The organism is Nocardioides candidus, assembly GCF_041321175.1.
Lineage (GTDB): Bacteria > Actinomycetota > Actinomycetes > Propionibacteriales > Nocardioidaceae > Nocardioides.
This window is the reverse complement of record NZ_JBGGWC010000005.1, coordinates 264,872-285,266: the sequence shown is the minus strand read 5'-3', so window position 1 is coordinate 285,266 and position 20,395 is coordinate 264,872. Positions and strand designations below refer to the sequence as shown.

General features: G+C 70.5%; 21 protein-coding genes. 11 read left to right on the top strand and 10 right to left on the bottom strand.

Going from position 1 to position 20,395, the window contains the following annotated elements:
• Nucleotides 1–57: 57 nt before the first annotated feature.
• Complete coding sequence (locus ACAX67_RS20780) at nt 58–921, bottom strand: DUF2785 domain-containing protein (RefSeq protein ID WP_370705807.1); 864 nt, start codon at nt 919–921, stop codon at nt 58–60.
• Between the two features lie 81 nt (nt 922–1,002).
• On the opposite strand from ACAX67_RS20780, the gene ACAX67_RS20775 reads away from it, so the two are divergent.
• A complete protein-coding gene (locus ACAX67_RS20775; protein ID WP_370705806.1) occupies nt 1,003–2,493 on the top strand; it encodes a histidine kinase N-terminal domain-containing protein in 1,491 nt (496 codons plus the stop codon).
• Between the two features lie 19 nt (nt 2,494–2,512).
• On the opposite strand, the gene ACAX67_RS20770 is transcribed toward ACAX67_RS20775, so the two are convergent.
• Nucleotides 2,513–2,767 (bottom strand): WhiB family transcriptional regulator, encoded by a 255-nt coding sequence (locus ACAX67_RS20770; RefSeq protein ID WP_118925382.1) that lies wholly within the window; start codon nt 2,765–2,767, stop codon nt 2,513–2,515.
• 243 nt (nt 2,768–3,010) lie between these two features.
• Between ACAX67_RS20770 and ACAX67_RS20765 the strand changes: the two genes are divergently transcribed.
• Complete coding sequence (locus ACAX67_RS20765; protein ID WP_370705805.1) at nt 3,011–3,397, top strand: hypothetical protein; 387 nt, start codon at nt 3,011–3,013, stop codon at nt 3,395–3,397.
• Nucleotides 3,398–3,407: 10 nt separating this feature from the next.
• Here the strand turns inward: ACAX67_RS20765 and ACAX67_RS20760 are convergent, their stop codons facing one another.
• The 3 genes from ACAX67_RS20760 to sodN are packed head-to-tail and all read right to left on the bottom strand — an operon-like array spanning nt 3,408 to nt 5,042.
• The gene (locus tag ACAX67_RS20760; protein ID WP_370705804.1) at nt 3,408–4,220 is read right to left on the bottom strand and encodes an RNA polymerase sigma factor SigF; all 813 of its coding nucleotides are present in this window, start codon (nt 4,218–4,220) and stop codon (nt 3,408–3,410) included.
• Between the two features lies 1 nt (nt 4,221).
• Complete coding sequence (locus ACAX67_RS20755; RefSeq protein WP_370705803.1) at nt 4,222–4,644, bottom strand: anti-sigma factor; 423 nt, start codon at nt 4,642–4,644, stop codon at nt 4,222–4,224.
• A complete protein-coding gene (gene sodN / locus ACAX67_RS20750; protein ID WP_370705802.1) occupies nt 4,641–5,042 on the bottom strand; it encodes a superoxide dismutase, Ni in 402 nt (133 codons plus the stop codon). The genes ACAX67_RS20755 and sodN overlap by 4 nt, the downstream gene beginning before the upstream one ends.
• A gap of 67 nt (nt 5,043–5,109) precedes the next feature.
• On the opposite strand from sodN, the gene ACAX67_RS20745 reads away from it, so the two are divergent.
• The 4 genes from ACAX67_RS20745 (at nt 5,110) to ACAX67_RS20730 (ending at nt 9,437) form a co-directional block, all read left to right on the top strand.
• Nucleotides 5,110–5,463: a S24 family peptidase gene (locus tag ACAX67_RS20745; protein WP_370705801.1), complete on the top strand. Its 354-nt coding sequence runs from the start codon at nt 5,110–5,112 to the stop codon at nt 5,461–5,463.
• Between the two features lie 161 nt (nt 5,464–5,624).
• Nucleotides 5,625–6,740 carry an NAD(P)-dependent malic enzyme gene (locus tag ACAX67_RS20740; protein WP_370705842.1) on the top strand — a complete coding sequence of 372 codons (1,116 nt, stop codon included), beginning with the start codon at nt 5,625–5,627 and terminating at the stop codon, nt 6,738–6,740.
• Between the two features lie 24 nt (nt 6,741–6,764).
• Nucleotides 6,765–7,733 (top strand): zinc-binding dehydrogenase, encoded by a 969-nt coding sequence (locus tag ACAX67_RS20735; RefSeq protein WP_370705800.1) that lies wholly within the window; start codon nt 6,765–6,767, stop codon nt 7,731–7,733.
• A gap of 207 nt (nt 7,734–7,940) precedes the next feature.
• Nucleotides 7,941–9,437 carry an MDR family MFS transporter gene (locus ACAX67_RS20730; protein WP_370705799.1) on the top strand — a complete coding sequence of 499 codons (1,497 nt, stop codon included), beginning with the start codon at nt 7,941–7,943 and terminating at the stop codon, nt 9,435–9,437.
• Here ACAX67_RS20730 and ACAX67_RS20725 read toward each other — a convergent pair.
• A complete protein-coding gene (locus ACAX67_RS20725) occupies nt 9,434–10,075 on the bottom strand; it encodes a TetR family transcriptional regulator (RefSeq protein WP_370705798.1) in 642 nt (213 codons plus the stop codon). The genes ACAX67_RS20730 and ACAX67_RS20725 overlap by 4 nt on opposite strands.
• A 123-nt stretch (nt 10,076–10,198) precedes the next feature.
• Between ACAX67_RS20725 and ACAX67_RS20720 the strand changes: the two genes are divergently transcribed.
• From ACAX67_RS20720 to ACAX67_RS20710, 3 genes are read left to right on the top strand one after another with little or no spacing between them, the layout of a single operon-like run.
• A complete protein-coding gene (locus ACAX67_RS20720; RefSeq protein ID WP_370705797.1) occupies nt 10,199–11,287 on the top strand; it encodes a ferredoxin reductase in 1,089 nt (362 codons plus the stop codon).
• A 12-nt stretch (nt 11,288–11,299) separates the two neighbouring features.
• On the top strand, nt 11,300–12,427 hold the full coding sequence (locus ACAX67_RS20715) for a fatty acid desaturase family protein (RefSeq protein ID WP_370705796.1): 1,128 nt from the start codon (nt 11,300–11,302) through the stop codon (nt 12,425–12,427).
• A gap of 23 nt (nt 12,428–12,450) precedes the next feature.
• Nucleotides 12,451–12,735, top strand: coding sequence for a hypothetical protein (locus ACAX67_RS20710; RefSeq protein ID WP_370705795.1), 285 nt, complete (start codon nt 12,451–12,453; stop codon nt 12,733–12,735).
• On the opposite strand, the gene ACAX67_RS20705 is transcribed toward ACAX67_RS20710, so the two are convergent.
• From ACAX67_RS20705 to ACAX67_RS20695, 3 genes are read right to left on the bottom strand one after another with little or no spacing between them, the layout of a single operon-like run.
• Complete coding sequence (locus ACAX67_RS20705; RefSeq protein WP_370705794.1) at nt 12,732–13,307, bottom strand: hypothetical protein; 576 nt, start codon at nt 13,305–13,307, stop codon at nt 12,732–12,734. The genes ACAX67_RS20710 and ACAX67_RS20705 overlap by 4 nt on opposite strands.
• A 26-nt stretch (nt 13,308–13,333) precedes the next feature.
• Nucleotides 13,334–13,510, bottom strand: coding sequence for a DUF6104 family protein (locus ACAX67_RS20700; RefSeq protein ID WP_370705793.1), 177 nt, complete (start codon nt 13,508–13,510; stop codon nt 13,334–13,336).
• A 2-nt stretch (nt 13,511–13,512) separates the two neighbouring features.
• Entirely contained in the window at nt 13,513–17,295 is a 3,783-nt protein-coding gene (locus tag ACAX67_RS20695; RefSeq protein ID WP_370705792.1) for a multifunctional oxoglutarate decarboxylase/oxoglutarate dehydrogenase thiamine pyrophosphate-binding subunit/dihydrolipoyllysine-residue succinyltransferase subunit, read from the bottom strand.
• A 180-nt stretch (nt 17,296–17,475) separates the two neighbouring features.
• Between ACAX67_RS20695 and ACAX67_RS20690 the strand changes: the two genes are divergently transcribed.
• Together ACAX67_RS20690 and ACAX67_RS20685 are read left to right on the top strand one after the other, a co-directional pair.
• Nucleotides 17,476–18,036 carry a hypothetical protein gene (locus ACAX67_RS20690; protein ID WP_370705791.1) on the top strand — a complete coding sequence of 187 codons (561 nt, stop codon included), beginning with the start codon at nt 17,476–17,478 and terminating at the stop codon, nt 18,034–18,036.
• A complete protein-coding gene (locus tag ACAX67_RS20685; protein ID WP_370705790.1) occupies nt 18,036–18,977 on the top strand; it encodes an LCP family protein in 942 nt (313 codons plus the stop codon). The genes ACAX67_RS20690 and ACAX67_RS20685 overlap by 1 nt, the downstream gene beginning before the upstream one ends.
• 114 nt (nt 18,978–19,091) lie before the next feature.
• Here ACAX67_RS20685 and ACAX67_RS20680 read toward each other — a convergent pair whose 3' ends face one another.
• A complete protein-coding gene (locus ACAX67_RS20680) occupies nt 19,092–20,036 on the bottom strand; it encodes a hypothetical protein (RefSeq protein ID WP_370705789.1) in 945 nt (314 codons plus the stop codon).
• Nucleotides 20,037–20,395 lie beyond the last annotated feature (359 nt).

Sequence of the window (20,395 nt, the reverse complement as noted above, 5' to 3'; positions counted from 1 at the left end):
CTGCGCGGAGCCGCCGGACCCAGGTCGGGCCGAGGTCGGGCCCAGTTCAGGCCCAGGTCACGCGCGGTGCTGCGAGGGACCGAGGTAGGCCGGGTGGGCGCGCCGCAGCAGCTGGACGAGGAGGAGCACCAGGTCGGAGCGGCGCGGAGGGGTCGCCGGTCCGAGCGCGAGCTGCAGGTAGAGCGCACGGAGGAACGCCGCCGCGTTGCCGGTCTGCCGGTAGACGTCCTCGCCGTCGGTCGCGTCGCGGCGCGGGCGCGCGGCGTCGGCGATCCGCTCGAGCCACGGCTCCACCAGCTCGTCGGGCACCAGGCCGCGTCGCAGCACGTGGAGGGTGGTCATCGCGAGGCGGTCGGCCTCGCCGGAGTACCAGACCGTCGCCGGGTTCTTCCGGGTCACCCGGTCGCCGATCACGTCGAGCACGACCAGCAGCTCGCCGGGCCCGCAGTGGGGGGAGCGCGCCAACGCGCCCAGCGCATCGGCGCCGTGGGCGATCGCGTGCGCCCAGCCGTGGCCCTCGACGTAGCCGCGCTCGTCGCGCTCCATCAGGAACCACGTCGCGAGGCGGTCACCCCACTCGTGGACCTTCGCGCGGTTGACGCGGGGCCTCCGGGAGTCGCGATCGATCACCTCGGCGACGACGAGTGCGGAGAAGCTGCGGCGGAAGACGCTGTCGGTGTCACGCTCACCGAGACCGGTCAGCAGACCGGTGGCGATCCCGTCGCCCAGACCGGGCAGCAGGTCGTCGTAGACACCGCGCTCGACCCAGGTGCACAGCACCGCGAGAGCGAGCTCGCGTTGTTCGGAGTCGGGGGTGCCGAGGAGCTCGGTGAGCTCCTCGGTGAGGTCGGCGAGACGGCGTTCCGGGGGCACTCGGAAGTCGGCTGCAGACACGTGTCGCCAGTCGACAATGGGGGGCATAACGCACATCCTGCCAAACGCCTCCGACTGGTCTGGACCGGGTCGCCCCGCCCCCCTGCACCCACGCACTACCGTGTGCTCGTGCCGTCCCTGTCCTCCATCGCCCGGCGCCACACCGACCTCGGCGACGAGGACATCGAGTGGCTGCAGCGGATCGTCGCGGACTGGCAGATCGTCGCCGACCTCTCCTTCGCCGACCTCGTGCTGTGGCTCCCCGACCGCCAGCGCACGGGCTACTGGGCGGGGGACCAGATGCGCCCCACGACCGGCCCGACGGCGTACGTCGACGACATCGTCGGGTCCTTCCTCGCCGTCGGCCGGCGCCGCCTCGTCGACGCCGCGTGCGAGCAGGGCAGGATCGCCCGTGACGGCGACCCGGAGTGGCGCGACGAGGTGCCGGTGCGGGTCGAGGCGATCCCGGTGCGCCGCGGTGAGCGGGTGATCGCGGTGATCGCGCGCAACACCAACCTGCTCGGCGTGCGCACGCCGAGCCGCCTGGAGATCAACTACCTCCAGACGGCGGGTGACCTGACCAAGATGATCGCGTCGGGTCACTTCCCCGCACCGGGCCAGCGCAGCGACCACGCGGACTCGCCGCGCGTGGGTGACGGGTTCCTGCGCGTCGACGCGGGCGGCCGGGTGGTCTACGCCAGCCCGAACGCCCTGTCGGTCTACCGCAAGCTCGGCCTGGCGGGCGACCTGACCGGCCTGCTCCTGGCCGACCTGACCCGCGAGCTGGTCCCGCCCCGACGGCGGCCCGACGAGGAGACGCTGAGCGCGGTCCTCGGCGGACGGGCCCACCGCGACACCGAGATCGGCTCGGGTGGGCTGGAGGGCGTCGCGCTCATCGTGCGGGCGATCCCGTTGCGTCCCGACGGGGAGCACATCGGCGGCCTGATCCTGCTGCGCGACGTCACCGACCTGCGCCGGCGCGACCGGGAGCTGATCACGAAGGACGCCACCATCCGGGAGATCCACCACCGGGTGAAGAACAACCTGCAGACCGTCGCTGCGCTCCTGCGCCTGCAGGCGCGTCGCATCGACAGCGAGGAGGCGACGGCCGCGCTCAACGAGGCCGTACGGCGGGTCGGCTCGATCGCGATCGTGCACGAGACCCTCAGCCAGGCGGTCGAGGAGACGGTCGACTTCGACGAGATCTGCGACCGGCTGGCCCGGTTGGTCACCGACGTCGGCCTGGCGCCGGTGCGGGTGCGGCGCGAGGGTCGCTTCGGCGAGCTCGTCTCCGAGCAGGCCACGGCACTCGCGATGGTGGTCACCGAGCTGCTGCAGAACGCGGTGGAGCATGGCTACGCCGTGAGCGGGACCGGCGAGGAGTCAGCGGAGGAGGGCGGCGAGATCGTCGTCGCCGCCCAGCGCCGCGGGCACCACCTCGACGTCACGATCGACGACGACGGCACCGGACTGCCCGAGGGCTTCGAGCTCGACAGCTCGCCCAGCCTGGGCCTGTCGATCGTGAAGACCCTGGTCGAGTCCGAGCTCGGTGGTCACCTGACGTTGGGGGAGTCCCCGGACGGCGGGACGCGTGCGGAGCTGTCGATCCCGCTCGACTGATGTTCTCGCGCCGACAGGCTCAGACGGGGGTGCGCACGCGGGCGCGGGCGTTGCGGCGCTTCAGGGCGCGCCGCTCGTCCTCGCTGAGTCCTCCCCAGACGCCGTGGTCCTGTCCCGCCTCGAGCGCCCACGCGAGGCACTGCTCGCGCACGTCGCAGCGTCGGCACACCTGCTTGGCCTCCTCGATCTGGAGGATGGCAGGACCGGTGTTGCCGATCGGGAAGAACAATTCCGGATCCTCGTCGAGGCATGCGGAACGATGACGCCAATCCATGGGTGGGAGAATCCTCTTTCCTGTGGGTGCAGGCTGTGGTCGAGCGCTGGGTGCGCCTCCAGCCTGCAGGCGCGACAGTGACCGCAAAAGTGAACGGTTTCACGATCGCTCCGGCTAGGTTTCCAAGGAAACGCTCGCGAATCAAGGGTTACGGGCGGTCTGATGGGTCACACCGCGTGCGCGCATCCCGGGGTCGTACCCGTCAGCGCGGGTCGCAGACCCCCTCCCCGTAGGCTTCGCGGCGTGTCCGACGCGCCCAATCCCTCCGTCGCTCCGCCTCCCCTGACGGTGGCGGCGTCGCTGGTGGCGGTCGAGGGCTTCGTGCTGATCGCGCTGGGCATCGCCCTGATCGCCGACCTCGACCCCGATCGGTGGTCGCTGGGCGTCTCCACGGCCGCGTTCTTCGCCGTGTACGGCGCCCTGCTGCTCGTGGCCGCCTACGGGCTGTGGCGGCGCACGGCCTGGTCGCGCGGGCCGGCCATGATCACCCAGCTGATCATGCTCGGGATCGCCTGGAGCCTGCGTGAGCAGCCGTTGGTCGCGGTCTGCATCGCTGTCGTCGCCCTCGTGGCGATCGTCGGGATGGTGCACCCCTCCTCGATCGAGGCGCTCTCGGGCGAGGACCGCTGAGGCGCTGCGATCAGACGTCGTGCTCCAACGACGTGCGGAGCTGCTCGAGGGTGCGGGTGAGCAGGCGTGAGACGTGCATCTGGGAGACGCCGATCTCCGCTGCGATCTGCGACTGGGTCATGTTCTTGAAGAACCGCAGCAGGAGGATCTTCTTCTCCCGCGGGGGGAGGCTCTCGAGGAGCGGACGGACCGACTCGCGGATCTCGACGTGCTCGAGGGCGACGTCGTCGATGCCGATCGCGTCGAGCATGCTCTGGCCGCCGCCCGAGTCGCCGTCGGAGTCGTCGGTCGCGTCGAGCGAGAGCGTCGCGTAGGCGTTGCTCGACTCCAGGCCCTCGACGATCTCCTCGACCGTGCAGCCGATCGACTCGGCGATCTCCCGGGGCAAGGGGGAGCGACCCAGTGACTGGGTGAGCTCGGCGGTCGCCGCGCTGATCTGCATGCGCAGCTCCTGCAGGCGCCGCGGCACCCGGATGGCCCAGCCCTTGTCGCGGAAGTAGCGCTTGATCTCGCCGATGATCGTCGGAGTCGCGTAGGTGGAGAACTCCACGCCGCGGTCGGTGTCGAACCGGTCGACCGCCTTGATCAGGCCGATGGTGCCGACCTGCACGAGGTCCTCGTAGGGCTCGCCGCGGTTGCGGAAGCGTCGGGCGCAGTGCTCGACGAGGGGCAGGTGCAGGTGCACCAGCGAGTCGCGCGCGGTGTCGCGCTCGGCGTCGGAGGCGTCCGTGTCGCGGAAGATCAGGAAGAGCCGGGCGTTCTCGCGCCGGGTCGCTTCGAGGGCAGCGGACCTCCCACTGCCCCGGGAGTCGACCTCCGTCATCTCAGAGCCCGACCCCGGTGACGTCGTCGGAGAGGTCGAGGGAGGTGCGGAGCGTGATCCGCACGGCGTAGCCGCCGGGCGCCACGTCCACCGACGCGTCGGTGGTCAGCGTCGTGAGGACCTGCCAGCCGAAGCTGTCGTAGTCGGGGTGTGCCGGTGCCGCGGCCGTCGTGCTGCACTCGAGTGTCAGCTCGCCGGGGGACAGGCGGAACCGGCACAGCAGGTCGGCCCCCGGGTCGGCCTGGTCGAGCACCATCGCGGTGGTCTCGCTGACCGCGATCCGCAGGTCCTCGATGTCGTCCATGGTGAAGTCGAGCCGTGCCGCCAGGCCGGCGGTCAGGGTGCGGAGCACAGCGGCGTAGGCGCCGTCGGCCGGCAGCCGCAGCTCGACGTCGGACCGGGCGCCCACGCCGCTGGTGATCATGCCTTCTTCGTCTCCCAGAAGATGGTGGCGATCTCGTCGATCTTGGCCAGCAGCTGGTCGGCGACGTCGATGTCGAGCGTGCCCTTGGTGCCCGAGGCGCCGGCGAGCTTGGTCGCCTCGTTGACCAGCTGGTGCAGCTGCGGGTACTTCTCGAAGTGCGGCGGCTTGAAGTAGTCGGTCCACAGCACCCAGAGGTGGTGCTTGACCAGCTCGGAGCGCTGCTCCTTGATGATCACCGCGCGCGTGCGGAAGTCGGCGTCGTCGCTGTCGAGCGCCTTCTGGATGACGGCCTTGACCGACTCGGCCTCGATCCGGGCCTGGGCCGGGTCGTAGACGCCGCAGGGCAGGTCGCAGTGGGCGGACACCTCGATGGTGCGGGCGAAGAGACGCGAGAACATGCGGGTCCTCTCTCGTTGGACAGGTTGACGGGGAAGGAGTACCCCTGTGACTGCGACACTACTCGTCGTGGCGGGGTCTCGATACGACGGGCGGAGGTCCGGCCGGGGGCCGGGCCCGAGGTGGGGGTTCGCGATCGTGCGCGGCGCGTCGATGCGTCCCACGCTCGATCCCGGCGACCGTCTCCTGGTGCGGTACGGCGTCGCGCCCGAGCCCGGCCGGATCGTCGTCGCCCGCTTCGCCGACGGCACCACCGCCGTGAAGCGGGCCGCCGAGCGCCGCGAGGGCGGGTGGTGGCTGCTGTCCGACAACGCCGACGAGGGCGTGGACTCCCGGCACCGGGGAGTCGTGCCCGACGACGACGTGACGGCCGTCGTACTCCTGCGGGCATGGCCCAGGCCGCGGCTGTTCCGCGGGGTGTGAGGCGGGTCACGGCCTCCTGCCGGTCCGCGGGACGTCGGCCCCCGGAGGTGGCTGCTGTGGAAGAATCGTCCCTCGTGGCCGCCGACGTCCCTTCCTCACACCCGCGTGCGGGCCACCCTCGGTCGGGCGAGCCGGTCTTCGACCTCCACGTCGGCGGCAAGATGGAGACGGTCGCGACCGTCGGCCTCAACGACAAGGCGGACCTCTCGCTTGCGTACACGCCCGGCGTCGCCGAGGTGTGCGAGGCGATCGCCGCCGATCCGGCGCTGACCCGGCACTACACGTGGGTCCCCAACACCGTCGCGATCGTCTCCGACGGGACGGCGGTCCTCGGGCTGGGGGACATCGGCCCTGCGGCCGCGATGCCCGTCATGGAGGGCAAGGCGGTGCTGTTCAAGCAGTTCGGCGGCGTCGACGGCGTGCCGATCTGCCTGGCGACCACCGACGTCGAGGAGATCATCGAGACCGTCGTGCGGCTGGCGCCGAGCTTCGGCGGCATCAACCTCGAGGACATCTCCGCCCCCCGCTGCTTCGAGATCGAGGACCGGCTCAAGGAGCGCCTCGACATCCCGGTCTTCCACGACGACCAGCACGGCACCGCGGTGGTCACCCTCGCGGCCCTGGTCAACGCGCTGAAGCTCACCGGGCGCAACGCCGAGTCGACCCGGGTGGTCATCTCCGGCGCCGGCGCCGCAGGCGTCGCCATCGCGAAGATCCTGCTCGAGGCCGGCATCAAGGACCTGGTGGTCACCGACCGCAAGGGCGTGGTGAGCTCCGAGCGCCACGACCTGACCCCGTCGAAGAAGGCGCTCGCCGAGATGACCGCCGACCTCACCGGTCGCAGCGGCACCCTGGCCGACGCGTTCGTCGGCGCCGACGTCTACGTGGGCGTCTCCGGCGGCACCGTGCCGGAGGAGGTCGTCGCGACCATGGCCGACGACGCGATCATCTTCGCGATGGCCAACCCCAACCCCGAGGTGCACCCCGACGTCGCCCACCGCCACGCGCGGGTGGTGGCGACCGGCCGCTCGGACTTCCCGAACCAGATCAACAACGTGCTGGCCTTCCCGGGCATCTTCCGGGGCGCCTTCGACGTGCACGCGTCGGCCATCACGGAGGGCATGAAGGTCGCCGCCGCCCAGGCGCTCGCCGACCTCGTCGGTGACGACCTCTCCGAGGAGATGGTCATCCCCTCGCCGTTCGACCCCCGCGTCGGTCCCGCCGTCGCCGCTGCCGTCGCCGCTGCCGCCCGCCGTGACGGGGTCGCGCGCGCCTGAGCGCGGGCCGATAGCGTCTGAGACATGTTCGCCGTCACCGCAGAGTCCTTCTCGACCGACGACCCGCTGTCCGGCCTGGTGCTGGGCGAGCGCCCCGACCCCGAGTTGCCCGACGGGTGGACCACGGTCTCCGTGAAGGCGGCGTCGCTCAACCACCACGACCTGTGGTCGTTGCGGGGCGTGGGGCTGAAGGAGGACGCGCTGCCGATGATCCTCGGCTGTGACGCGGCGGGCTTCGACGAGGACGGCAACGAGGTCGTCGTGCACGCGGTCATCTCCGACCCGTCGTGGAGCGGCGACGAGACCCTCGACCCGCGGCGCTCGCTGCTCTCCGAGCGCTACCAGGGCACCTTCGCCGACAAGGTGGCCGTGCCGCGCCGCAACGTGGTGCCGAAGCCGGCCTCGCTCTCCTTCGAGGAGGCCGCCTGCCTGCCGACCGCCTGGCTGACCGCCTACCGGATGCTCTTCACCCAGGGCGGGCTCAAGGCCGGCGACACCGTGCTCGTGCAGGGCGCGGGCGGCGGCGTGGCGACGGCGCTCATCGCCCTCGCCCGGGCAGGAGGGCTCAAGGTGCTCGCGACCAGCCGCGACGAGGCCAAGCGCGCCAAGGCGCTCGAGCTCGGCGCGCACGAGGTCTACGCGTCGGGGGAGCGGCTGCCGGCGAAGGTCGACGCGGTCATGGAGACCGTCGGACGGGCGACCTGGACGCACTCGGTCCGGTCGCTGCGCCCCGGCGGCAAGATCGTCATCTCCGGCACCACGTCGGGCCCGAAGCTCGACGACGCGATGCTCACCAACATCTTCTTCCTGCAGCTCAGCGTCGTCGGCTCGACCATGGGCACGCGCGACGAGCTGGCGTCGCTGGTGACGATGCTCGACGCCACCGGCGTCCGGCCCGTGCTCGACCGGGTGCTGCCGATGGAGCAGGCCCGCGACGGCTTCGCGGCGATGGCCGAGGGCGACGTCTTCGGGAAGATCGTCCTCACCCGCTGACCCGGCCGCGGCCGCCTCGGCGGAAAAGCCTTCGACCATTGTCGGTGGTCTCGGGAAGCATGGGCCTTCCCAACGTGTTGTGGCCCGAGCGATGAGTTTTCTCGCGCCACGATGTCGAAATCAGCATCACTCGTTCGTGGAGATAGCGAACGGCGGGCAACCGGCAGCGACAGCCGGCTCCGCACCCGACGAAGACAGGACCCAGAGATGACTGCGCCCACCGAGGCCGACGGCTACCTCCCCGAGGACCGCCCGGCGACCGACGTCGCCGAGTTCGAGCAGGAGTTCGCGGGCACTCCCGGCAGGACCCCGCTGGTGATCAAGCTCCTCGTCGCCGCCACGTTCGTGGTGATCCTCAACGAGACGATCATGATCAACGCCATCCCGACGCTGATGGGCGACTTCGGGATCGACGAGCGGGCCGCCCAGTGGCTCTCGACGATCTTCATGCTGACGATGGCCGCGGTCATCCCGATCACCGGCTGGTTCCTGCAGCGGGTGAGCACCCGCACGGCGTACGCCGTCGCGATGGCCACCTTCTCGACCGGCACCCTGCTGGCAGCCGTCTCCCCGGCCTTCCCGGTGCTGCTCGTGGCGCGGGTGGTCCAGGCGTCCGGCACCGCGGTGATGATGCCGCTGCTGATGACGACCCTGATGACCGTCGTGGCGCAGAGCGACCGCGGCCGCGTCATGGGCCAGGTCACCCTCGCGATGTCCTGCGCCCCGGCTCTCGGCCCGGCGGTGTCGGGCGTGCTGCTGCAGCTCGGCTCGTGGAGGCTCATCTTCGCGGTGGTGCTGCCCATCGCCGCAGCGGTCGGCTACTTCGGCCTGCGCCAGCTCGAGAACGTCGGGGAGCCCCAGGTCAGCTCGGTGAGCTGGACCAGCGTGGTCCTCGCCGCCACGGGCTTCGCCACCCTCGTCTACGGCCTGAGCCAGATCGGGCACGCCGGGGCGGGGTCGACGACGGCGTTCATCGCAGCCGGTGCCGTCCTGGTCGCGGTGTTCGCGGCCTACCAGCTGCGGCTCCAGCGCTCCGACGCGCCGTTGCTCGACCTCCGCACGCTGCGGCACCGCAACTTCACGGTCTCCCTGCTGCTGATGGCCGCCGGCTTCATGGCCTTCCTCGGGTCGATGATCCTGCTGCCGCTCTACCTGCAGAATCCGCTCATCCGCGACCTGAGCCCCCTGCAGACCGGTCTGATGGTGATGCCGGGTGGCCTGACGATGGGTCTCCTTGGCCCGCAGGTCGGCAAGCTCTACGACCGGTTCGGCTCGCGGCCGTTGGTGATCCCGGGCTCGATCGGCATGGTGGCCTGCCTGCTCTTCCTGGCGCAGATCTCGCTGACCACGCCGTTCGCGCTCATCATCGGCGTCCACGTGCTGCTGATGGCCTCGCTCGCGGCGATCTTCACGCCGGTCTTCACGATCGGCCTCGGCGACCTGCCGCCGCACCTCTACTCCCACGGCAGCTCGCTGCTCGGGACGCTCCAGCAGGTGGCCGGCGCGATCGGCACCGCCCTCCTCGTCGTGGTGATGACCAACCGCGCCGACGACCTCGGCGGCATCACCGACCCGGAGGCGTTCGTGGGTGGCCTGCAGTGGGCCTTCTACGTCGGTGCCGGGATGGGTGTGGTCGTGGTGCTGCTGGCGCTGCTGCTGCCGTCGCGGGTCGAGGCCCCCGAAGGCGCCCCCGCGGCCCACTAGCGCGAGGAGTCCCAGGCCAGCGCGCCGATCAGTGCCATCCGGAGCTGACGGCGCGCTGTCCTCTCCACCCGTCGTACGACGTCGGGCCGACCGCTCGCGAGGGCGAGCTCCTCGGCGTGGGACAGCATCGCGTTGACGAGCAGGTTGGCCAGGATCAGCAGGTCGTCACCCGACCAGCGCCCGGCCCCCGGGACGCGTGCGATGTCGGTGGCCAGCTCCCGCTCGATCAGCTCGAGCTGGTGGCGCACGGCCTCGCGCACCGCCTGCGGTCCGGCGAGCCGCTCGCGCGCGAGGAAGCGGAAGTGCCGCTCGGCGCGCGGCACGTGGGCGACGAGTGCGTCGACGGAGTTGTCCGCGACGGCGAGGAACAGGGCACGGTCGCTCGCGGGCGGCGTCTCGAACGTGCGCGCCGCCTTGAGCAACGCGCGCAGTGCGGTGAAGGACTCGTCGACGAGGTCGAGCCCGAGCTCCTCGATCGAGTCGAAGTGGCGGTAGAACGCGGTCGGCACGATGCCGACCTGCTTGGCCACCTGGCGCAGGGAAAGGGCCGCCAGCGGCTCGTCCTCGCAGAGCTCCAGGACCGCGTCGAGGATGGCGCGGCGGGTGCGCTCCTTGCGCTCGCCGCGGGTCTCGGTCACCCCTCCAGCCTACCGTGGGTGCACATGTGTGCACCCTCACGTCCCGAGGTGCTTGCCACGGAGCGCGGAAACCCGGCATCGTTCTCGGTGTACACACGTACACCCAAACGTTGGAGGAACCCGATGAGCATCGTCGCCGACGCGACCACCCGGGTCTTGCGCTCCCGCCTCGCAGCAGCCCTGGCCACCCCTCACGGTGTGGACCGCTACCTCGAGCTGGTGAACCCCATGTGGGCCGCCAACGAGGTCCGGGCCCGGATCGTCGACATCACCCGTGAGGTCGACGTGCCCGGTCACCCGCCGGTCGCCACCCTCACCCTGCAGCCCACCTCGACCTGGCGCGGTCATCGCGCCGGGCAGCACGTCCAGCTCGGCGTGGAGGTCGACGGCGCTCGTCGTACGACCCGCGTCTTCACGATCTCCAGCCCCGAGTCCAAGGCCGGCGACCGGTTCACGATCACGATGCGGGCCAACCCCGACGGCGTCGTGTCGCGCTACCTGGTCGAGCGGGCCCAGGTCGGCACGATGGTGCACCTCTCGCAGGCGCAGGGGGAGTTCGTGCTCCCCGACCACGTGCCCGACCACATCGTCTTCATCACGGGCGGCTCCGGCATCACGCCGGCGATGTCGATGCTGCGCTCGCTGCAGCGTCGCACGCACCGCGGCCGGATCACCTTCCTGCACTACGCCCAGAGCCCGGAGCACCAGATCTTCGCCGCCGAGCTGGACGACGTCCGTCGCTCCGGCTACGGCATCGACGTGCACCTGCTCCACCCCGAGCTCGGCGACCCCGCCCTGTCGCCGGCGTACCTCGAGCGTCTCGTGCCCGGCTACCGCGACGTGCCGACGTGGGCCTGCGGCCCGGCGCCGCTGATCGAGGCGGTCCACAAGGCGTACGACGGCTCGGACGCCCTGCGCGTGGAGTACTTCAAGCCGCCGCGGGTCACCACCGGCGACGCCGAGGGCGAGGTGAGCTTCACCCGCTCGGGCGCGGCCGCCTCCAACTCCGGCGCGACCCTGCTCGAGCAGGCCGAGGCCGCGGGGCTCACCCCGGCGTTCGGCTGCCGCATGGGCATCTGCTTCTCCTGCACGGCCACCAAGAGGGAGGGGACGGTCCGCAACGTGCTGACCGGCGAGACCTCCTCCCTGCCCGACGAAGAGATCCGGATCTGCGTGAGCTCGCCCGAGGGCGACTGCTCCGTGGAGCTGTGAAAGGAACCTGAGATGACCACCACCACCACCACCGAGACCACGAGCAAGTACACCCTGACCGCGGAGGAGCTCGACCGGTTCGGCGAGGAGATGGACGCGATCCGCCAGCGGATCGTCGCCGACCTCGGCGAGGAGGACGCGGCCTACATCCGCAAGGTCGTGAAGTACCAGCGCGGCTTCGAGGTCGCCGGCCGGGCGATGTTCTACCTGCCGCCGCTCTGGCCCGCTGCCGTCGCGTCGCTCTCGATCTCCAAGATCCTCGACAACATGGAGATCGGCCACAACGTGATGCACGGGCAGTACGACTGGATGGGCGACCCGGGCCTCAACTCGCGCATGTTCGAGTGGGACACGATGGCCCCCAGCGAGAACTGGAAGTACGGCCACAACTACATGCACCACACCTACACCAACATCGTGGGCAAGGACCGCGACGTGGGCTACGGGATCCTCCGCATGGACGAGGAGCAGGAGTGGCGGCCCTACTACCTGGGCAACCCGGTCTACGCGTTCCTCCTGATGACGTTCTTCGAGTGGGGCGTGGCCCTGCACGACCTCGAGGTCGACGAGCTGATGGCCGGCCGCCGTACCTGGGCGGAGAACCGCCAGATCGCCGCCCGCATCTGGCGCAAGGTGCGCAAGCAGGTCGCGAAGGACTACATCGTCTTCCCGCTGCTCACCGGCCCGTTCTTCTTCTCCACCCTGGCCGGCAACGCCGTGGCCAACCTGATCCGCAACGTCTGGACGTTCAACATCATCTTCTGCGGCCACTTCCCGGCCGGCGTCGCGACGTTCACCGTCGAGGAGACCGAGGACGAGTCGCGCGGCGGCTGGTACTACCGCCAGCTGCTGGGCTCGGCCAACATCTCCGGCAGCAAGCTCCTGCACGTGCTCAGCGGCAACCTCAGCCACCAGATCGAGCACCACCTCTTCCCGGACATCCCGGCGCGTCGCTACCCGGAGATCTCCGTGGAGGTGAAGGAGATCTGCGAGCGCTACGGCCTGCAGTACAACACCGGCCCGCTGCACAAGCAGCTCGGGAGCGTCTTCGCCAAGATCTGCCGTCTGGCGCTGCCGGACCGCAAGAAGGCGTCCTCGCCGGAGCCCGCCGGTGTGACTGAGACGGCGTTGGCGGCGTGACCCGGAAGGGCCACACTGGTCGCATGAGCTCCGACGGTCAGGACCACCTGAGCAAGGCCGAGATCTCGAAGGACGCCCTGCAGTCCGGGGCCCAGGCCGCGATCGGCACGGTGGGAGAGGTCGCCACGATCATCACGGGCGCCGTCAAGGACGTCGCCGGTGCGCTGGGCGGCCTCGCCACCGAGCTCTTCGAGATCCGCGACGCCTCCCAGCGGGCGATCGCGCGGCACGTGGAGCCGGGCGCCGACGTCGAGGTGGATCTCGAGCTCGGCGACGAGGCCGGTCCCGGCGCGCTGCCCGAGAGCTAGGAGCCCGACGGGCCGACGCTCCTGGCGGCGCGCTCGATCGCCGCACCGACGTCGATGACCATCGCGTCCTGCAGGTAGGGCTTGGCGAGCTCCTTCGTGACGTACCTGGCCACGAACCGCTTCAGCTCGCCCTCCACGCCCGCCGCCGCGCCGAGGAGCTGGGCGCGCAGGCCCTGAGCCTGCAGCTCGACGCGCACGGTCTCCTTGGTGGGCGGGGTGATCTCGATGACGATCGCGAGGTCGTCGCGGGCGCGCGCGGTGATGGTCAGCGGCACCTCGAGCAGCGCGTTGAAGCGCTGCTTGTCCATGCCGAGGTCGATCATGAACTCGATCGGCACCGGCAACGTGACGTGGAACGAGACCGGGTCGTCGGTGACGCGCCGGCCGGTCGCCGTACCGATCTCACCGGTGGCCGTGACCTTGACCAGCCGCCCGGGGCCCACGCCCATCGGGCCGACGTCGATCGGCCGGCCGGACATCACGTTGACGCCGCGGAGCACGCGCTCCTCGGTGACCGCACGGTGGAAGAACTCCACGCCCCAGGACCGGTAGTCGATCAGCTCGCCGCTCACAGGCGCGACCCTAGTGCCCGGGTCGCTCAGTCGTCCGGGTCGTCCAGCCGGGCCAGCCAGGTCGCGAACCGCTCCACCGCCGTCTCGAACTCGGGGTGGACGTCGGTGAACTCCTGGAGCCGCTCGGCGAGCCACGCCAGGGTGACCTCCTCCTCGCCCCGGCGTCGCTCGAGCTCCTCGATCCCGCGATCGGTGAAGTACATCGTCAGGCCATGGCCGCAGCGATGAGGACCTTGGCTTCCTCCAGGTGCCGCTTGGCCGTGCCGACCGCGGTGGTGGACGAGGCCTGCCGGGTGATCGGCTCGACCGGGCGGTCGAGCTGCGGCACCACGTTGAGGGCGTACGACGGCCAGGGACCCTGGTTGAAGGGCTCGTCCTGGACCCACCGGATGGCGGCGTCGGGGAAGCGGGCCAGCTCGGCCTTCAGCGCCTCGACCGGCCAGGGGTAGAGCTGCTCGACCCGGACGATCGCGACGTCGTCGCGCTCGCTCTTCTTGCGCTCGACCATGAGGTCCCACGTGAGGCGTCCCGACACGAGCAGGACCGTCTTCACCTTCGCGGGGTCGGCGACGTCGTCGCCGATCACCGGCCGGAACGATCCCGACGTGAAGTCGCTCGGCTGCGCGGCGGCCTCCTTGCGCTTGAGCATCGACTTCGGCGTGAACACGATGAGCGGCTTGTGCTCGCCGCCGAGCGAGTGCATGCGCAGCAGGTGGAAGTAGGAGGCCGGGGTCGACGGCTGGGCCACCATCATCGCCTCGTCGGCGCACAGGGCGAGGAAACGCTCGATGCGGGCCGAGGAGTGGTCGGCGCCCTGGCCCTCGTAGCCGTGCGGCAGCAACAGCACGACGCCGGAGTCCTGGCTCCACTTGGTCTTGCCGGCGGAGATGTACTCGTCGATGACGGTCTGGGCGCCGTTGACGAAGTCGCCGAACTGCGCCTCCCACAGCACCAGCGCCTCGGGGCGGGCGACCGAGTAGCCGTACTCGAACCCCAGGGCGGCGTACTCCGAGAGCAGCGAGTCGTAGACGTGGAACTTCGCCTGGTCGTCGGTGAGGTTGGCCAGCGGCGTCCACTCGTCGGCATTGACCCGGTCGATGATCGTCGCGAAGCGCGACACGAAGGTGCCGCGCCGCGAGTCCTGGCCGGCCAGCCGCACCGGGCGGCCCTCCATCAGCAGCGAGCCGAACGCCAGGATCTCGCCCGTGCCCCAGTCGATCGGGCCGTCGGCGATCGCCGCCGCCCGGCGCTGCAGCTGCGGCATCACCTTCGGGTGCACGGTGAAGCCGTCCGGCGGCGTGACGTAGGCGTCCGCGATCGTCTTCATGACCTCCATCGAGATCGCGGTCTGGGTCTCGCCGGCCGGCTTGTCCGGGTAGTCCGGCACCGTCGTCCACGAGGTGGGCGTGGCATCGGCCTCGCGCACCTCGGTGAACACCCGCTCCAGCTGGGCCTGGTAGTCGCGGATGACCTGCTCGGCCTCCTCGATCGTGATGTCGCCACGACCGATGAGGGACTCGGTGTAGAGCTTGCGCACCGAGCGCTTCTGCTCGATCAGGTCGTACATCAGCGGCTGGGTGTACGACGGGTCGTCACCCTCGTTGTGACCGCGACGCCGGTAGCAGACCAGGTCGATCACGACGTCGCTGTGGAAGGCCTGGCGGTACTCGAACGCCAGCCGCGCGACGCGGATGCAGGCCTCGGGATCGTCGCCGTTGACGTGGAAGATCGGCGCCTGCACCATGCGCGCCACGTCGGTGCAGTAGAGCGAGGAGCGCGACGAGCCGGGGGAGGTGGTGAAGCCGACCTGGTTGTTGATGACCAGGTGGATCGTGCCGCCGGTGCGGTAGCCCCGCAGCTGCGACAGGTTGAGGGTCTCGGCGACCACGCCCTGGCCGGCGAACGCGGCGTCGCCGTGCAGCAGCAGCGGCAGGACCGGGAACGCCTCGCCCTGGTCGAGCACGTCCTGCTTGGCGCGCGCGATGCCCTCGAGCACCGGGTCGACGGTCTCGAGGTGGCTCGGGTTCGCCGCGACCGACACGGCGATCTTCTCGCCGGTGCCGGCGGAGAACTCGCCCTCCGCGCCGAGGTGGTACTTCACGTCGCCGGAGCCCTGCACCGTGCGCGGGTCGATGTTGCCCTCGAACTCGCGGAAGATCTGGTTGTAGGACTTGCCGACGATGTTGGCCAGCACGTTGAGGCGACCGCGGTGCGCCATGCCGATCGTGACCTCCTCGAGGCCGGCCTGAGCGGCGGCCTCGCAGATCTCGTCGACCACGGGCACCGTCGTCTCGCCGCCCTCGAGCGAGAACCGCTTCTGGCCGACGAACTTGGTCTGAAGGAAGGTCTCGAAGGCCTCGGCCTGGTTGAGCTTCTGCAGGATCCGCAGCTGCTCCTCGCGCGGCTCCTTGGTGTGCGGACGCTCGACGCGCTCCTGGATCCAGCGGCGCTGCTCGGGATCCATGATGTGCATGTACTCGATGCCGGTGGTGCGGCAGTAGGAGTCGCGGAGGATGCCGAGGATGTGGCGCAGCTTCATGAAGCGCCGGCCCGAGCCGCCGAACTCGCCGGTGGGGAACTCGCGGTCGAGGTCCCACAGGGTCAGGCCGTGCGACTCGATGCGCAGGTCGGGGTGGCTCCGCTGCTTGTACTCCAGCGGGTCGGTGTCGGCCATCAGGTGGCCGCGCACGCGGTAGGCGTGGATCAGCTCGAGGATCCGAGCCTGCTTGTCGATCTCGTCGTCGTGCGACGTCGCGATGTCGGAGTTCCAGCGGATCGGCTCGTAGGGGATCCGGAGGGCGCGGAAGATGTCGTCGTAGAAGCCGCCCTCACCGAGCAGCAGCTGGTGGACCCGCTTGAGGAACTCACCCGACTGGGCGCCCTGGATGACGCGGTGGTCATAGGTCGAGGTGATCGCCATGACCTTGCTGATGCCGTTGCGGGCGATCGCCTCCTCCGAGGCGCCCTGCCACTCGGCGGGGTACTCCATCGCGCCGACCCCGATGATCGCGGCCTGGCCGGCCATCAGGCGGGGCACGGAGTGGACCGTGCCGAGGCCCCCGACGTTGGTCAGGCTCACGGTCGTGCCGGAGTAGTCGTCCATCGTCAGCTTGTTGTCGCGGGCCTTGCGGATCATCTCCTCGTAGGCCGTCCAGAAGCCCGCGAAGTCCATCGTCTCGCAACCCTTGATGGACGGTGCGACGAGCTGACGGGTGCCGTCGGGCTTCTGCTGGTCGATGGCGAGACCGAGGTTGATGTGCGCCGGGCTCACCATGGTCGGCTTGCCGTCCTTCTCGACGAAGGAGTTGTTCATCTCCGGCATCGACTTCAGCGCCTGGACGAGGGCGTAGCCGATGATGTGGGTGAAGGACACCTTGCCGCCGCGCGCCCGCGCGAGGTGGCTGTTGATGACGATGCGGTTGTCCCACAGCAGCTTGACCGGGATCGCGCGAACCGAGGTCGCGGTCGGGACGGTCAGCGACACGTCCATGTTCTTCGCGGTGGCGGCACCGATGCCGCGCAGCACAGTGTAGGTCGGCTCGTCGCCGGCCGTCGCGGGCGCCGGCCGCGGCGCGTCCTTCGGCGTCGGCTTGTCCTCGGCCTTGCCGGACGTCGGCGGGGTCGGGGTGGTCTTGGAGGCGGGGCTCACCTGCGGGGCCGGGGTCGCCTTGGGAGCGGGCCGCGTGGAGGCGGCGGACGGGGCCGGGGCGGACTCCCTCGACCCCTCCTCCGCCGCCTTCTCGGTGCTCTTCGCGGGCGCGGCCGGGGCGGCCTTCGCGGTGCTCGCGGCGGACGAGCCGTTGCCGGCTCCGTTGCCGGCTCCGTTGCCGGCTCCGTTGCCGCCCTTGAAGTAGGCAGCCCATGCGGGTTCGACGCTGTTCGGGTCAGCGTCGAACCTCTCCTTCATCTCCTCGACGAGCCACTCGTTGGCTCCGAAGTCGGGAGTGCTGGACGCACTGCTGCTCGATGGGCCTGTCGACTGCGACACGACGTGCTTCGCCTCTTCCGGTGTGCTGCTGGCGTAGGGTCTTGGGACCTGGACAAGACCGGAGCCAAGGCTAGACCCACAGCGAAGTTTTGTGGCATCTGTCCGGCAGCAGAGGAGTGGCGAGTCGTGCGGAGATCCGCAGGATCCCGGAGGAGGGTCGCGGTCCCCACGGCCGCACTGGTGCTGGGCGCAGTGATCGCGCTCACAGGCTGCAGCGGCGACGACGGCGACCAGCCCGACGGGAGCTCGACGTCGGGTTCCGGCACCGGCGCGACCGAGCACCGCGGCATCGACACCCGGGTCGAGGTCGGCGACGTCGTCGGCCGGCTCGGCAAGGGCGCGGCCAAGGAGGCCGCAGCGAAGGTCGCGAAGGTCGTCGACACCTGGCTCGACGGTGCGTACGTCGGCGGCGACTTCCCGCGCTCGAGCCTCGGCGACGCCTTCGGCGACTTCACGGACGACGCGGCCAGGTCGGCGACGAAGCAGAAGGCGCTCATGAGCAACGTCGCCGTCGGCGCCAAGGTCGACGAGGTGACGGCCGTGCGGCGCGTGGTCTCGGTCGACCTGCTCGCGCCGAAGGGCAAGCTCGCGGGCGCCACGGCGCACGTCAACCTCGTGATGAAGCTGTCCGGAGACGTCAACCGCACCGACCAGGTGCGCGGCCGGCTGGTGCTGACGCCGACCAAGAAGGGCTGGCGGATCTTCGGTTTCGACGTCGACCGCGGTGAGGTGAAGGGCTGATGGAGGAGCACGTGGCAGGCACGACCCGGCCGAGCGTCTCGCGCTGGAGCCGTGCGGTGCGCACGGCGGTCCTGGCCCTGGTGCTCGGCGTGGCGGCACTGGTGGTGCCCAACGGAGCGGTCGCGCCGACGTACTTCACGCTCGTGAAGTACGAGCACGCCTCCGGCGTGGACACCGACCCCGACGTGATCTGGATCCTCGCGGTCGGCTCCGACGCGCGCCGCGGGCAGGACCCGCTGCACAGCCGCGGTGACACGCTCCAGCTGGTCGGGATGGACACCAGGACCGGCGCGGCGACCTCGATCGGCATCCCGCGCGACAGCTGGGTCTCGATCCCGGGTCACGGCAGCAACCGGATCAACGCCTCGCTCTACTTCGGCGGCCCGCAGCTGCTCGGCCAGGTGGTCTCCGACCTGGTCGGCATCGAGCCCGACTACGTCTTCGTCACGACCTTCTGGGGTGTCGAGGCGATCGCGAACGACGTCGGGCCGATCACGGTCGACAACCCGATCGCGTTCGCCGACGAGTACCTCAAGCCCAAGGGCTTCCCGAAGGGCAAGGTCGTGCTGCGCGGCTACAACGTCGTGGCCTTCGGGCGGATCCGTCACTCGCTGGCCGGAGGCGACTTCGACCGCTCGGCCAACCAGCAGCGGGTGTTGAGGGGCTTCCAGCGCAAGGTGGCCGAGAACGCCGACAAGCCGGGCTGGATCGAGAAGGGCGTGCTGTCGGTGATGGACAACGTGCACACCGACCTGCCGCCCTCGGACCTGTTCGAGATCGCCCAGGCGGTCGCCCAGGTCGACCCGGCCAAGATCACCGGCTGCGTCGTCCACGGCGGGTTCGCGACGATCGGCGGCGCGAGCGTGGTCATCCCGGACACGGCCACGGCCCGGAGGTACGGCGACGACGCCCGCAAGGACGCCTCGATCAAGAGCTGCTGAGGGACCTGCAGGGGCGGCGGGAGCAGCCGGGTGTGCACGCTGACCGCCAACGGTCCCGCGCCGTGGAACCTGCCGCTGACCGTCGTGGACAGCGGGAGCGTGCGGGTGGAGTGATCAGGAGGCGTCCTTCGCGTGGTCGATCGCGTCGTTGAGGTCGTCGAGGTCCGGCCCGGAAGGCGGCGCCCCCTCGACGCCGGTCCAGTCGGGGCTGGGGAGGACCTGCTCGGTCGCTTGGCCGTCACGGAAGTTGCGGATGGCGTCCTCGATCTCAGTGATGTTGTTGGGCACAGGGAGGCCGCACGATTCCAGCTCGCTCCCGATCTTGAGGGTCAGGCGCGGGATGCCGTCGGCGATCGCCTCCGCGGTCGTCCCGGACCCGACGGTGTCGCTACGGGCGAGGTCCGAGACCGACGAGCAGACGTGGTAGACCGAGCTCCCGTCGGCCCAGTAGACCTCGTCCTTGCCGAGCAGCTGGATCACGGCCTGCTGGTCCGCGGTGTACTCCTCCTGCGACGGCGGGTCGTAGTTGATGCCGAGGGCGACCGCGACGAGCGCGAGGACGATGCCGACCCCGCCCGCCCAGCCCTTCTGCTGCTTCGACATGTTCTTGTTCAGGAAGATGAAGACGATGATCGGCACGAACGCGATGAGCGGGACGATGGCGCCGAGCTGGCTCTTGAGGAAGAACGAGACCGGGTTCCGCTCCGAGGGCGGGTCGAGCTCCTGGGCCTTCTTCCACAGCTGCGACCCGACGATCGTCAGGATCGCCATCACCACGAGCAGCCCGATGAGGACGCCGAACGCCCAGCCGGGGAAGCTGGTCCCGGTGGTGACGGTGCCGTCGTCGGCGACCGACGTCGTGTCGTCGAGGATGCCGTCGTTGAGCAGGATCCCGAAGATCCCGCAGACCTCGAGCGCGATGGCGAGCAGCCACAGCCCGCCGGCGATCAGGCGGAAGCGCCCGGCCTTCTTGTCCGCCTCGGCGGTCGGCCGCCAGGTCCGCTGGCCTGCGCCGGTCGTCTTCGCGGCGGTCTTCTTCGCGGTCTTCCTGGTGGCCATGCGTTCCCCCCGAGGTGCGGTGATGTGGGAGGAAGGCTAGGGCGCGAGCCTCGCACCGTGCCAGTGGCCAGGCTCACGTCCTGGATGTGGCGCGGCCCACGGCGGGCCTGCTAGCTGCCAGCTAGCGTCGTCGTCGGCCGTGATCCACGGCCAGACCTCGGCCAGCAACGGGCCGGGGCCGCCCGTGTCGCGCCGAGGCCCGTCACGTCACGGGGAGACGTCGAGCACCGATGGGATGACGGGCACGGGGGCACCGAGCAGTACGCCGGCACGCGCCGGCTCGGGGTGAAGGTGGGACCGCTCGCAGGAGCGGACCGCCCGGGCAACAGCAGCCCGAACCCGACAGGTCAGCTTTCGCA